Genomic DNA, 14,202 nt, shown 5'->3' with positions numbered 1-14,202 from the left:
GGATATCCACTCTAAAGGCGAATAATAAACTACGACAGCTTGTTGTTCGTCTTTTTTCCAGATTAAAACCCCGCCTCTTATTGGTTAATTAGGTATCATTCACTTAAAAAATGGCTCTATAAAATAATGAATAGGTTGATACTTGTCAGAATGGTTATTTGGGTCATATTCACATACTACTATGCTCGAATATCAATAAGACTTGTTAAATGATCGAATTCATTTCTTTAAAAAGAAAAAATCCAAGCAATGACCTCAAGGTCTGCTTGGATTCATATATTACAAGAAAGGGGGAGTTACAAGGGTAGTATAGTAATTCCCAATTACATCCATTTCTAAACCACCATTCTTGAAAAAGGGCATTGTAATTATACACAGTGAGGGAGTTAGCTTCGTCTGATTTCTTAAAGCCTATTTCTGTATAGCTTTTCTAAGCTACACCCTGAACGATTATTGGCTATACGAAGAGAAATCTAGCGAATCATAAGCTTTTTTAATAATGTCAGCATATACCTTAGCCCCTTTTTTATTTGGATGGACTCCGTCAGAAGCAAAGTAATTATCATGTCCAGCGCTAGCACCATGCCAATCTACTAATGTAACATTTGCCTGTTTTGAGGCCGTATCTGCTAATGTCCTATTAACGACTTGTTCCCAAGGTCGAGAAATACGCGTATTAACTAATAGAACTTGACGGTCATCACCAATCATCTCAAGCACAGACAAAAGCTGATCCTTTGCAAAGGCTCCGTTAGTACCAAGTCCAATAATGACGATCTCTCCTAATTTGTCTTGGCCTTTCAGTTGCTTTACTACATTTTTTGCTTGCTTCATTTGTCGACCAATGGAAGCATCTATATGGATGGAAGGGAAATAAGATTCGAGAAAAGGCGATACATTAATTAGTATCGAATCACCAATTGCGGTAACCTCTTTCTTATCTGAATTCTCATTTGCTACAGCTTCCTTTTCCTCCTCATGAGTCTGCTCTTTTTTAGTAGCATTATGCTTCTCTTCTTTTGGCAGTTTCGTTTCATGTTTGTCCTTATTCTCAGTGTTAGCAGGTATATTTTCTTCTTTTTCTTGTTTGAGCGCTTGCTCTTTTTCTATTTTTTCCTTAGTTGCTTTTTCCGCTGATTCTCTGTTTTCATTTATATGCTTAGACTCACTGTATTCCGTTAATAAGCTATCTTCACTATAGGAAGCATTCGAGGTGGAAGCATTGGTGACTAATTGTAGCGAAGTAAGTAGGATTAAGACACTACCACCAATAACGGTCCATTTATTCAATGGAATACGTGAAGGAAGTCTTGTAAAAGAAAGCTGTTTCCAAAATTTAATGAATCCATCATGACGAATAGGCCCCTCGATAAATTTCCATGATAGTGCAGATAAGCCAAGAATAATTGCCAATTGAATCGTTACTCGAATGAAAGAAATACCATTTGTATTGATGGCTGGTGTTGTTAGCATAATAACTGGATAGTGCCATAAATAGATCGCATATGAGCGGATACCTACCCATCTTAGGAACGGTAAATTAAAAAGGTTGCCTATACTGTTTGCCGGGTGAACAAGTACGGCTATGAGCATGGCTGTTACAATGGATAAAATGACCATTCCACCATAATAAAGAAAGGGTTCATACTGATTTGTCGTCCAAAGCATAACTAGTAAAATACTAAGCATGATTGAACCAGCAATATTAAGTATATGCTTCAATTTCTGAGGTATCTTTCTAGCAAGCTGTCCGCTCGGCCATATGATTGCTAAAGCTGCACCGATTAACAGTGAGAAAGCTCTTGTGTCTGTTCCATAGTAGACTCTGCTAGGATCCAGACCTGGTTGATAAAGTAACATCATTAGAATTGCGGAAACACTTGCGGTAATAAGCATGATTTTTATTAGGGAAAGCTTGGTTATGTAGCGCAAGCCTAACAGCATTAGAATTGGCCATATAATATAAAATTGTTCCTCTACTGCAAGTGACCAGAAATGGGTCAGTAATGATGGTTCTCCAAGCGTTTCGAAATAGGATTGATCTTGAAAAATATACCACCAATTGCTGATATAAAACAATGCAGCGATGAAGTCTGATTTGAACGATGCGATAATAGTGGGTTTGAATAATAATACCCATATAAATGTTAGAATTAACATAGCTAACATTGCGGGAAGTAATCGTCTTGCTCTTTTGATCCAGAATTTTTTAAAGTTGATGCGCTTGTTTTGCTTCCATTCATCAGCAAGTAGATCCGTAATTAAATATCCAGATAAAACAAAGAATATACACACACCTAGAAAGCCACCAGCTGCCCAATCAAAGCCAAGATGATAAAAAATGACAGCTAATACTGCCAGTCCCCGTAACCCATCTAATTCTGATATGTACCTTCGTTTACCATTTCTCCTTTTATTCAAATTTATATCCCCCTTTGTGAAGAGGGTGGTTATATAGAACGTATTTTTCTTTCTGTGTGTATAATGTATTCATCGCTGTAATATCCTTTCTGTCTTTCCAAAGCTGTCAATTTAATAAAACATAGGTTTGTTACCTGTTAATATAATATATTAATATTAATTTCTAATAGATTAAAGGCATATAAAAGCTATCATTAAATCATACATAAGGAATTGGAGAGAATCACTCCATTATAAATTCTCTCCTAAAAAACTACTTTTTCCAATAGATCTATATGCCTAATACGGTTATTTAAATATGAACAAATTGTAACTTATGGAATAGCGAATAAATTCCTATTTACATGTTATTTTATATACTGATTCCCAACTAGATCATCAGCTATAACCTCTGTTGGAATAACGAATTCGACAACTCCCATATACCCTGGTGCAACCGTGTAATCGTTAAATGAAATCACTAATTTATGGTCTTCATTGATATAAAAGTTTTGGTTAGGATCTATCTTTTCAAACTTATCGACTACGTCTAAATCCTCAATTCCTGCATTATCTACCCAATAAATTTTATCTGGATCTTCTTTTATTTGCTGACGCATTTGTTCTTTTATTTCTTCGCTAATTGTATTTATATAATCATTGTTTTTAAATAGGATTGGTAGTGTCAACATAATTTGCCTTTGTTTATCAATCGTATCATATTTCAGCGTAGTGGCTGATGATGCTTGTATTTCTTCTGTGTATCGCCCAATCGAAAGTAGTAGATCATTATTCGTTTTTACTTCATAGCCGGATTCGATTAGAAAATGACCATCTTCATCTTGCTCTATTTTTTGTGTGAATTCATCATACAATTTTTGATTCTCATTCACATATTTTTGGTTTAAACTATTTTCAAGATCTTTGTTATCCAGATTGTTTACCTGTGGTGTCTTAAGATGAGCATGATAATTACCATTCTCTACTTGAATATCCTGAAACGTTACTACTTGAATAACCGATCCCAAAACGGGTATCTTCGTTAAACTTTGGGCTAGAGCTGGGCTTGTATTTACGCTAATTACAAATAAGCATAATGCAGCGGCTACTCCTATAAACCACTTTGCTCGGAAAGTAGATCTTTTCTTCCGTGTATGAAGTGCCTTATGGACAGTAGAATCTAATTCTTTAGGGATTGGGGTATTTTTATATTGTTTTTTTAATTCTTTTATTTTGTTATCCAATTGCGTCATCCTCCAATTATCATTAGCCGTATACATCTGGCTAGGTTAATTTCATTCCATTTTTTCTTTCAGCATTTCTAACGCTCGATATAATCTAGTTTTAATCGTGTTGTTGTTCTCATTTAAAATTTCAGCAACCTCATGTATTTTTAGGTCTTCAAAATATTTAAGTATGATAACTGTGCGATACTTTACAGGTAATTCCTCTAAAGATCTTTCTAAATCAATATTTTGATACGTATCATTTTTACCAGAGCTATAATAGTCTAGCGTATTTTCATCTACAAATGATGTACGTTTATGTTTCCGTAAAAAATCAAGTGAAGTATTTACAACGATGCGATAAAACCAGCTTTTAACAGATTGATTATCCTGAATGGAATGATGAGCCTTAATTGCTTTTTCAATGGATTCTTGAACAATATCCAAAGCATCTTCCGAGTTTTTAACATAACTATAGGCTAATCGGTAGAAATCCTCTTTTTTTTCTAAAATGAGTGAGATAAGCTTATCCTTCGATTTATTGCGCATGAGAAAAGAGCTCCTTTTGCATAAATACAACATGAATAGTAATATGTTGTAATAAAAAGACGTATGACTGAGTAAAAAAGTTTTGATTTTCTTTTAAAAAGTTATTCATGAGAATGATTCGATGAAAAGAAATCGTATTAAAATAATCTTATTCATTTATACTTCCCCATTTTAACTGCAAAAATATAGGGGGATCTCGAAGGTTGATTTTTTTATTTCAAACACGCAACCGTGGCTATTTCGCATATTGACAAATAGTTAGCAAAACAGTAATATTTTATTGTAATCGATTACATATAGAGGTGCGTGTGAAATCATGGTCACAATTCAGGAGGTAGCAAAAAGGGCAGGAGTTTCTGTCGCTACAGTTTCAAGGGTTATTAATAATCGAAGTAAGGTAAAAGAGAAGACACGAAATCGAGTTGAACAAGCAATAGATGAGTTGAACTACGAGCCAAGTGTTCTAGGACGAAATTTGCGAAATTCAGAAAGCAGGCTACTTCTTGTGTTAATCCCAAGTATTTCCAATCCTTTTTATACAGAAATTATTAATGGAATTGAAGATACTTCCATTAAAGAAGGGTATAATATTTTACTTTGTGAGACAGACTCGAATCCAAAACGAGAAGCTATTTATTTTAATTTAGTACGAAATCGGATGGCAGATGGAATTATTTTAATGGATCCAACTATCAATCGTAAAAATGTTTTGGAACTAGCAACGAACCATCCAATCGTACAATGCAGTGAGTTTGATAAAGAAGGGAATATCTCCTACGTTTCCATTGATAACGAGTTAGCTGCATATCAAGCTGTGAAGCATTTAATAAAGATTGGGAAAAAAAGAATAGCTTTCATTAATTCCGATGAAAAATTTTTGTATGCTCGTGAACGGCGTGCAGGCTATGAGAAAGCCTTTCGTGAGTTTAATATAGCTGTAGAAAAGAAAAGGATATATAATATTAACCAACTAAATTTTGAAAGTGGTCAGCAAGCGATGCGAACACTTCTCAATCAGGAAGAAAAACCAGATGCTGTCTTTGCTGTATCGGATGTACTAGCCATTGGAGCACTCAAAGAAATTCATGCCAATGGTTTGAAGGTTCCGGATGATATTGCCATTATTGGCTTTGATAAAATAAGTTTTTCCAATATGACACATCCAACATTAACGACAGTATCGCAGCCAATGTATCGCATGGGGTGTATTTCAGCGTCCATGCTCATTAATAAGATTAAAGGTGAAGAAGTAGAAAGCATGCTATTAGAACATGAGTTAGTTATTCGTGAATCGACATAAGGAGGCTATGAACATTTATAATCTGTCTAATGCAAAGGCAATCGTTACGGGGGTAAGCCATGGAGAAGCAATAGGAGCAGCAATTTGTCGCCAGCTAGCGAAAGCGGGTAGTTCCATTTTCTTTACGCATTGGAAAGCAGTAGCAGACTGGCCAGAGAACTTTCAAGCAGAGTTGGCCGACATAGGGATAAATAGTGATCACATGTGTATTGATCTATCTATTCCAGATGCACCACAGAAAGTCTTGGACGTAGCTGTAAATAGCATAGGATCACCAACGATTTTAGTAAATAATGCAGCTCATTCGGAACGAGATGGCTATGAAAAGCTTAATGCTAGTAGTTTAGATGTTCACTATTCAGTAAATATGCGTTCAACTATGATACTTTCTACTCTATTTGCACGTCTATTTAAAAAATCAACTCAAACCGCTGGGAGAATTATTAATTTGGTATCTGGTCAAGATCAAGGGCCAATGATCGAGGAATTAGCTTATGGAGCAACAAAAGGTGCTATTTCTACATTTACAGTGAGCCTTTCCGCAGAAGTAGCTCCACTAGGGATTACCGTCAATGCTGTTAATCCTGGACCTACAGATACAGGGTGGATGTCTGATGAGGACAAGCAGGAACTAGGCAGTCAATTTTTAATGGGGAGAATTGGTCAACCAACGGATGCAGCAAGACTAGTCACCTTTCTTGCAAGTAAAGAATCAGCATGGATCACTGGGCAGGTCATTCATTCTGAAGGAGCTTTCCTTAGAAAGTAAAGTGATTTATCCACATATAACTGGCAATAATATCCCCACCTTAAGCAATAAGTGAAACGAATAATGGTAAGTGTGGGTTCAACTGCTAGTAAATGTCTGATTAGTTCAAAGGCCTTTAGGTCATACCCTTGTGGTACTAACAATCAGCTTACTGATTGAAGTTTCACTTTTTCATATTCAAAAAATCGTTGACAACATTTTAATAAGGGTTATAATTAAACCATAATGTAATCGATTTCATTATTTGTAATATTCAATAAATGCACAAACGTGAAATCGATATAATTTTAAGGGGGACTAAAATTGAGGTTATCCAAGTATGTACTTAGTAGTTTGCTATTCATTGCTTTAACTTTTTTCTTAATTGCTTGTAGTGATTCAGCATCAGAAGATGAGAGTAAAAATGAAAACGATTCAGCAGATAATTCTGAAGATACAACAAAGGATGACGAACAAATTACTATTGTTTATGCACGTGGAGTCGATACATCACCTGCTACGAAAGCAGTTATTAAAGCTTTTGAAGAAAAGCATCCCAATATTAACGTGGAGGAGCGAGAGATGCCAGCAGATACAGGGCAGTCACATGATCAATATGTAACCGCTTTCAGTTCGCAAAGCTCCGAAATTGATGTGTTTAATGCAGATGTTATCTGGCCAGCTGAATTTGCCCAAGCCAATTATGCACTAGAATTGGATCGATTTATTAAAAAAGATGGTATAGATATGAATGCATATTTCCCAGGTACTGTAGCAGCTGGGAAATTTAACGGTAAACAATGGGCAATGCCACAATATACTGACGCTGGTGTATTCTACTACCGATCAGATATCGTAGATGAACCCCCGAAAACTTGGGATGAATTAATAACAATGGCAAAGGAATTCCAGGGTGAAGAAGGTACGAAATTTGGGTATCTAATGCAATCCGCACAGTATGAAGGATTGATTACAAATGCTATCGAATATATTGCTTCATACGGTGGACAGATTGTTGATGAAGATAATAACGTCGTAGCTGATAGTCCAGAAACGGTGAAAGCATTAGAAAAAATGAAGGAAGTTGTCGGGTCTGAATTTGTTCCAGAAAATATTTTAAATTTTAAAGAAATAGAAACAGAAAATGCGTGGATACAGGGGAAATCAGTGTTTGCTAGAAATTGGCCCTATATGATGGCTTCTTCTAATGATGAAGAACGTTCTGAAATTGTAGATAATGTTGAAATGGCAATGCTTCCTGCAGGAGATGAAGGTAGTGCTGCTGCGTTAGGCGGATGGATGACCATGATCAACCGTTATTCCGAGCACCCAGAGGCAGCCTGGGAATTTGTAAAATTTATTTCTGGACCAGAGGGACAAAAGATTTCTGCAATAGAAGGTGGACGTGCACCAACATTGATTGATCTATATGATGATACAGAAGTGCAGGATGTCAGCTTGTTATTTGCTAATTCAGAATTTCGCGAAGTATTACAAACTGCTGTCCCTCGACCGGTATCACCAATATATCCAGAGATTTCAGATATCATGCAAATTGAAATTTCAAAAGTGTTAACTGGTGATCAATCTGCGCAAGATGCCGCAACAAATATGCAAACTAAAATGGAAGCTGCGATGAAGGAGTAATACAGTTAAAGAAACAAATAAGGCAAGGTGGGGAAATTATGCTCATCTTGCCTTTATCCCGCATATAACTAGCAGTAAATTTCCCACTTCAAGCAAGATTGAAACCAATATTGGTAAGTGAGGGATAAAAAAACTCCACGGATTGAAGTTTTACTTTATTAATAGAAACTTACAGGCTCTAGTATTTTGGTTTTCAATTAACTACTCTTGCAATAGGGAGGTAACCATGAGGAAGAAACGAAGTTTTCAATTAAATGAGAAGCAGCTTGGATATGCGATGGTAATACCTTCATTAATTCTTGTGTTTGTTGTTGTTCTTTGGCCAGTTGCTCAATCATTTTGGAATAGTTTATTTGATTATCGATTAAATGATCCGAATCGTTCAGAGCTTATGTTGAGTGCGACTATCGATCTAGAGAGATATGTAGATAATCATTTTTATATAAATAGTCAACTAGAGGAGTTGGCAACTGCTGCAGAAGATGAAGAAATAACCTCCACAATTACGAACATAAATAAAGAAATTAACAATTATCATTCCCAACTGCTAGAGGATGATAAGACGAAAGAAAAAGTAGGCAAAGTTGATGAATTAATTATGAACTTCCAACCAGTTACAGATTCTGAGCTGAAATATCAGAAGATAGATAATGACTTTGCTGAAACATATCGTGATGCATTAAAAGGTTATCAAGCTGAATTAGTGAAGATTGCCGAAGCTAGTGAAGCTAGTGCAGTGGCAGATAATTATCAGCAAGCTGCAGATCTACTAGGTGCAACTGCAAAAGCTATTTTAAAATCAAATTTTATTGGTTTTGATAACTATGCAAAATATATACAGGATGCACGTATGTGGAAATCAATTTGGAATACAACTTTTTTCACTGTAGTTACAGTCGCATTAGAACTGATACTTGGTATGTGCATTGCGTTACTAATCAATCGTGCGTTTAAAGGAAGAGGCATTATACGTGCATCGGTTTTAATACCTTGGGCAATTCCTACAGCAGTTGCCGCCATGATGTGGGGATTTTTATATGATGGACAATCAGGAATTGTTGCACATTACTTAGAAGTATTGAATATTATTCCAGATGCATCATGGTTACTATCTACTTCTTCTGGAGGAATGTTTTCTATTATATTAGCTGATGTTTGGAAAACAACTCCTTATATGGCATTACTGTTATTAGCAGGTCTACAGACAATTCCCAATTCGTTATATGAAGCATCAAATGTGGATGGAGCTAATAAATTTCAGCAGTTTTGGCGAATTACATTACCATTATTAAAGTCTTCGATACTTGTTGCTTTATTATTTAGAACACTTGATGCGTTTCGTGTATTTGATTTAATTTTTGTATTGACTGGTGGGGGTCCAGCAAATGCTACGGAATCGATCTCCGTATATGCATATAAAACGCTATTTGCCCAACAGAATTTTGGAGAGGGCTCCGTGCTTTCTGTAATCGTTTTCTTATTTGTAGCCCTAATCAGCTTTATTTATGTGAAACTAATCGGCTCTGATTTATTTGCTGGGCGTACAAAATGAGGAGGGAAGTCATGAAGAAACGTGGAAATATTGGATTTTACTTTTTCTTAATCGTATTTGTCTTGTTAGTTATGTTCCCTTTCATATGGGTATTTTTAACATCTATTAAACCAACAAATGAAATCTTTTCCTCATTTAAATGGTTTACTACTGATCCATCACTATCATCGTACGAGGCTGCATTGACGAATCGACCGTTATTACGCTATATGCTAAATAGTTTTGTGGTATCGATACTAACTACTTTATTATCCTTGGTATTTGCATCCTTTACCGCCTATGCAGTAACACGATTACCAATTAAAGGTAAGGGATTAATTTTAGGGCTTGTATTGGCGGCATCAATGTTTCCGCAAATAGCGATCATTTCACCAATGTTTAATTTGGTTACAGGTTTAGGATTACGTAATAGCTATCTAGGGCTAGTTATACCGTATATTACAATAAGCCTACCACTATCCATTTGGATTTTATCGACTTTTTTCCAGAAAATACCTTATGAGTTAGAAGAGTCAGCAAAGCTGGACGGTGCTAGCCCATTCCAGACATTTCGAAAGATAATCTTTCCTTTAGCAGCTCCTGGTGTATTTACAACGGGTATTTTAGTTTTTATTGCTGCATGGAATGAATACTTATTTGCATTAACTATAAATAGTGATGATGTATGGCGTACAGTTCCAGTGGGGATATCCATGTACCAGAGTCAATTCTCTATTCCGTGGGGGATATTTCAGCAGCTACTGTTATTGTTACCATACCAATTGTAATAATTGTGCTCCTTTTCCAAAGAAGAATCGTTTCCGGGTTAACATCTGGTTCGGTAAAAGAATAAACAGTGTAATGTCAATATAGAAACAATCATTTACTAGGCAATATACATGGAATTCGCTACTAAATATAAAGGGTGATCAATATGATGGAAAAACTACGTGTTGCAATAATCGGCTGTGGAGGAATTGCTTTTGGTAAGCACTTACCAAGTCTATCAAGAATTAGTGAGGTTGAATTAATAGCATTTTGCGATTCAAAAAAGGAAAAAGCCCAGAAGGCGGCCGATCAGTATGGCGTTGCTAATGCCATGATATATGAGCATTATAAGGAGCTTTTAGCTAACGAATCTATCGACGTCGTTCATGTGTGTACACCGAATATCTCTCATGCAGAAATTACGATAGCTGCTTTAAATGCTGGGAAGCATGTCATGTGTGAAAAACCAATGGCAAAGTCAACGGAGGAAGCAAAAGCAATGTTGGCTGCTGCAGAGAAGTCAAATAAAAAACTTACGATTGGCTATAACAATCGTTTTCGTCAGGATAGTCAGTATTTGCGACAGGTTTGTCAGCGTGGCGATTTAGGGAACATCTATTTTGCAAAAGCACATGCAATTCGCAGGCGTGCTGTTCCAACCTGGGGCGTGTTTTTAGATGGTGAAAAGCAGGGTGGTGGACCATTAATTGATATTGGTACACATGCATTGGATTTAACCCTTTGGATGATGGACAATTATGAACCTAAAGCTGTAATGGGAGCAACACATCATCAGTTAGGTAAGAAAGAAAATGCAGCTAATCCTTGGGGGGCATGGGATCCAAAAGACTTTACAGTTGAGGATTCAGCGTTTGGATTTATTACGATGAAGAATGGAGCTACAATCATTCTGGAATCTAGCTGGGCACTAAATTCATTAGACGTTGATGAAGCCAAATGTTCATTAAGTGGAACGGATGGTGGTGCAGACATGAAGGATGGATTACGTATTAATGGAGAAGAATTTGGTAAGTTGTATACAACAAATGTAGATTTAGATGCTGGAGGTGTCGCTTTCTATGATGGAGAAACAGAAAGTGCAGCTGATTTAGAAGCACGCCTTTGGATTGATGCAATTATGCAGGATAACGAACCGATTGTAAAACCGAAGGAAGCTTTAGTGGTAACCCAAATACTAGAAGCAATCTATCAATCTGCCAAAACTGGTAAGGCTGTATATTTTGATTAATAGTGAAGGAGGTAGATGACAATCATCCAAGTAGCATTATTGAGTAGATGGCATGTTCACGCGGACGACTACGCGCGTGAAGCAAAGGATAATAAAGCATTAAATATTCAAATGGTCTGGGATGAAGATACAGCAAGAGGTGAGCAATGGGCAAGGGAGTTAGGTGTACCATTCGAAGCGGATTTGGATTGTGTCTGTGCAAATCCATCCATTGATGCTGTTATCGTAACGACACCGACTCATAGACATAAAGAAATACTTATAAAGGCAGCTAAGCATAAAAAGCATATATTTACTGAAAAAGTACTAGCATTAACGGTAAAAGACTGTGAAGCAATTCTAGAAGCTGTCAAAGAGCAAGGCGTTGAAGTGATGCTTTCACTTCCTAGACTTGTAGAAAAAGAGTTTTTGTATGCTGAGAAAGCGCTTGAGCAAGGCTGGCTTGGGAAGCTATCAATGATTCGCTGTCGTCTTGCACATAATGGTGGTGTTATTTATGAAGGAGAAGATCGTGGCTGGCTCCCAGAACGATTTTTCAGAAAGGAACAGACAGGTGGAGGGGCTTTAATAGATCTCGGAGCACATCCCATTTATTTAATGAATCGTTTAGCAGGAGAGGCAGAAGCTCTTTATGCACGTTTACAACAGCAGGAGAGTGATCAAGTGGATGATACAGCTGTCGTCACGGTCGAGTATACGTCTGGAGCATTGGGAGTTATTGAAACGAGTTTTCTTTCACATGGCAGCCCATTTCAATTGGAATTATATGGTACAGAGGGAACTTTACTGGCAGAAGAGGGAGAAGTGAAAATAAAAAGCATGCATGTAAATGAAAATAATTGGACGTTAATGGATGAGCCAATGACTGATAAGCCAAGACCATTGGAGCAATGGGTACAAGCAATTAAAGAACAAAAACAACCAAGCATTACGAAGGATGATTTTATAAAACTTACGTTAATAAATGAAGCATCTGTTCGATCACATCAAGAAGGAAGGCGAATTATAATTAACAAAATGTTAACAAAATAATGGTGACATAAGAATTAAAAAACTTAATAGGCGAAGGGGATATACTACAAGATGAAAATCACAGTTTGGAACGAATTTCGTCATGAACAGGAAAATCCAATAGTTGAAGCGATTTACCCCAAGGGTATTCATCATACTATTGCCCGGTTTTTAACGGAAGCAGGTTTTAAGACACAAACAGCTACACTAGATCAACCAGAACATGGCTTAACAAATGAAGTACTAGACAAAACGGATGTTTTGGTCTGGTGGGGACATAAAGCACATGAGGAGGTTGAAGAAGCGATTGCAGAACAGGTAAAGACACGTGTTCTAGAGGGAATGGGGCTAATTGTTTTACATTCCGGACATTTTTCAAAGGTATTTAAAAAGCTAATGGGAACAACTTGTGATTTGAAATGGCGTGAAGCAGATGATAAAGAGCGGCTTTGGGTAGTAGATCCAAGTCATCCAATTACGGAGGGTGTTGGCGAATATGTAGAACTCGAGAAGGAAGAAATGTATGGAGAGCACTTCGATATACCTGCGCCAGATGAATTGGTTTTTGTCAGCTGGTTTGAGGGAGGAGAGGTTTTCCGTAGTGGGGCTACATTTAAACGAGGGCAAGGGAAAATCTTCTACTTTCGACCAGGACACGAAACGTATCCAACCTATCATAATCAAGAAATCCAACGAATTATTACTAATGGTGTGAAATGGGCCGCGAGTCCCAAAAGTAAAAAGCCAACGTATGGTAATAAACAACCGTTAGAAGAAATTTCCAAGAAAGGATAGATTGGAAATGGCATCGTTACGTGTTGCGGTGATTGGCTGTGGAAGTATTGCTAGACATAGACATTTAGTAGAATATCAAGCCAACGATCAAATCGAAATTGTTGCTGTCTGTGATATCATTCATGAGCGAGTTCAAGAGATAGCAATAGACTTTCAAGCGAATGCTTATACAAATTACCAAGAACTGTTGGAGAAAGAGAAGCCCTGTATCTATTGCAGCTTTGGAGGCTGGCTGTCATGTGTTATGTGAGAAGCCAATGGCAACAAGCCCAGAAGAGGCGCAATAAATGATTGCTACTGCGAGTAAATATGGTAAAAAGTTAATGATTGGTCATAATCAACGATTTGTACCTTCTCACCAGAAAGCAAAAGAAATTATTGAAAACGGTGAGTTAGGAAAGATATATAGCTTCCGAACGACATTTGATCATGGCGGACCAGAAGGTTGGAGTATCGATGGGAAAGCGAGCTGGTTCTTCCAAAAAGATCAAGCTTTCATTGGAGCAATGGGTGTACATAAGGCAGATTTAATTCGTTATCTTCTTGGCGAAGAAATTAGAGAAGTAGCTGCCTTTGTGGAGACAAATGCTAAAACGGAGACGGATGTTGATGATAATTCTGTATGTATTCTAAAAACGGAAAGCGGCATTATCGGAACAGCAAGCTGGGCTTTATGTTTCAAAAGAGGATAATGCGACAACGTTTTATGGTGAAAAAGGCATCATGCGTTTAGAAGCTGATTCGAACTATTGTTTTATTGTACATTATGTAAATGGAGAAGTAACCAAGCATGATTTGGGTGGTATTCAATCTAATGAAGCAGGTGGGCAAACCTCAACTCATGTAATGGATCACTTTGTAGGTTCGATTCTTAATGACACAGAACCTCTTATTAATGGCGAAGAAGGACTCAAGTCACTTGACGTAATGTTGACAGCTTTAGAATCTAGTAAAACCAAACAATATTAGAAAAATATA

The 14,202-nt window shown here is 36.9% G+C and carries 10 protein-coding genes and 2 pseudogenes; 9 read left to right on the top strand and 3 right to left on the bottom strand.

The genetic code is table 11. From position 1 onward, the window contains the following. Nucleotides 1–450: 450 nt before the first annotated feature. The 3 genes from D9782_RS01070 to D9782_RS01060 form a co-directional block, all read right to left on the bottom strand. A complete protein-coding gene (locus D9782_RS01070; RefSeq protein ID WP_034679435.1) occupies nucleotides 451–2,421 on the bottom strand; it encodes an acyltransferase family protein in 1,971 nt (656 codons plus the stop codon). Between the two features lie 347 nt (nucleotides 2,422–2,768). Next, nucleotides 2,769–3,644: an anti-sigma-V factor RsiV gene (locus D9782_RS01065; protein WP_026682307.1), complete on the bottom strand. Its 876-nt coding sequence runs from the start codon at nucleotides 3,642–3,644 to the stop codon at nucleotides 2,769–2,771. 51 nt (nucleotides 3,645–3,695) lie between these two features. Beyond that, nucleotides 3,696–4,175 carry an RNA polymerase sigma factor SigV gene (locus D9782_RS01060; RefSeq protein WP_026682308.1) on the bottom strand — a complete coding sequence of 160 codons (480 nt, stop codon included), beginning with the start codon at nucleotides 4,173–4,175 and terminating at the stop codon, nucleotides 3,696–3,698. A 316-nt stretch (nucleotides 4,176–4,491) separates the two neighbouring features. Here D9782_RS01060 and D9782_RS01055 point away from each other — a divergent pair, with 316 nt between their 5' ends. The 9 genes and pseudogenes from D9782_RS01055 to D9782_RS01015 all read left to right on the top strand — a co-directional run bounded on the left by D9782_RS01055 (nucleotide 4,492) and on the right by D9782_RS01015 (nucleotide 14,193). After that, nucleotides 4,492–5,475 carry a LacI family DNA-binding transcriptional regulator gene (locus tag D9782_RS01055; RefSeq protein ID WP_026682309.1) on the top strand — a complete coding sequence of 328 codons (984 nt, stop codon included), beginning with the start codon at nucleotides 4,492–4,494 and terminating at the stop codon, nucleotides 5,473–5,475. A gap of 7 nt (nucleotides 5,476–5,482) precedes the next feature. Further along, the gene (locus D9782_RS01050) at nucleotides 5,483–6,244 is read left to right on the top strand and encodes an SDR family oxidoreductase (RefSeq protein ID WP_121603844.1); all 762 of its coding nucleotides are present in this window, start codon (nucleotides 5,483–5,485) and stop codon (nucleotides 6,242–6,244) included. Between the two features lie 303 nt (nucleotides 6,245–6,547). Next, the gene (locus tag D9782_RS01045) at nucleotides 6,548–7,870 is read left to right on the top strand and encodes an ABC transporter substrate-binding protein (protein WP_121603843.1); all 1,323 of its coding nucleotides are present in this window, start codon (nucleotides 6,548–6,550) and stop codon (nucleotides 7,868–7,870) included. Nucleotides 7,871–8,096: 226 nt separating this feature from the next. Further along, a complete protein-coding gene (locus tag D9782_RS01040) occupies nucleotides 8,097–9,422 on the top strand; it encodes a carbohydrate ABC transporter permease (RefSeq protein WP_026682312.1) in 1,326 nt (441 codons plus the stop codon). Between the two features lie 11 nt (nucleotides 9,423–9,433). Beyond that, nucleotides 9,434–10,254, top strand: a pseudogene (locus D9782_RS01035) (carbohydrate ABC transporter permease). Nucleotides 10,255–10,335: 81 nt separating this feature from the next. Further along, the gene (locus tag D9782_RS01030; RefSeq protein WP_026682314.1) at nucleotides 10,336–11,418 is read left to right on the top strand and encodes a Gfo/Idh/MocA family protein; all 1,083 of its coding nucleotides are present in this window, start codon (nucleotides 10,336–10,338) and stop codon (nucleotides 11,416–11,418) included. 15 nt (nucleotides 11,419–11,433) lie between these two features. Next, nucleotides 11,434–12,450, top strand: coding sequence for a Gfo/Idh/MocA family protein (locus D9782_RS01025; protein WP_321132492.1), 1,017 nt, complete (start codon nucleotides 11,434–11,436; stop codon nucleotides 12,448–12,450). A gap of 51 nt (nucleotides 12,451–12,501) precedes the next feature. Continuing rightward, the gene (locus D9782_RS01020) at nucleotides 12,502–13,224 is read left to right on the top strand and encodes a ThuA domain-containing protein (protein WP_026682316.1); all 723 of its coding nucleotides are present in this window, start codon (nucleotides 12,502–12,504) and stop codon (nucleotides 13,222–13,224) included. A 7-nt stretch (nucleotides 13,225–13,231) separates the two neighbouring features. Next, nucleotides 13,232–14,193, top strand: a pseudogene (locus tag D9782_RS01015) (Gfo/Idh/MocA family protein). Nucleotides 14,194–14,202 lie beyond the last annotated feature (9 nt).

It is taken from the genome of Virgibacillus sp. Bac332 (assembly GCF_003667785.1).
Classification (GTDB): Bacteria; Bacillota; Bacilli; order Bacillales; family Amphibacillaceae; genus Virgibacillus; species Virgibacillus salarius.
This window is presented reverse-complemented; position numbering and strand designations above follow the sequence as displayed.

Bases quoted from the DNA above. Each gene is read 5' to 3' on its own strand.
- D9782_RS01060 (WP_026682308.1), bottom strand. From the start codon at position 4,175: ATGCGCAATAAATCGAAGGATAAGCTTATCTCACTCATTTTAGAAAAA.
- D9782_RS01055 (WP_026682309.1), top strand. From the start codon at position 4,492: ATGGTCACAATTCAGGAGGTAGCAAAAAGGGCAGGAGTTTCTGTCGCT.
- D9782_RS01050 (WP_121603844.1), top strand. From the start codon at position 5,483: ATGAACATTTATAATCTGTCTAATGCAAAGGCAATCGTTACGGGGGTA.
- D9782_RS01040 (WP_026682312.1), top strand. From the start codon at position 8,097: ATGAGGAAGAAACGAAGTTTTCAATTAAATGAGAAGCAGCTTGGATAT.
- D9782_RS01030 (WP_026682314.1), top strand. From the start codon at position 10,336: ATGATGGAAAAACTACGTGTTGCAATAATCGGCTGTGGAGGAATTGCT.
- D9782_RS01025 (WP_321132492.1), top strand. From the start codon at position 11,434: ATGACAATCATCCAAGTAGCATTATTGAGTAGATGGCATGTTCACGCG.
- D9782_RS01020 (WP_026682316.1), top strand. From the start codon at position 12,502: ATGAAAATCACAGTTTGGAACGAATTTCGTCATGAACAGGAAAATCCA.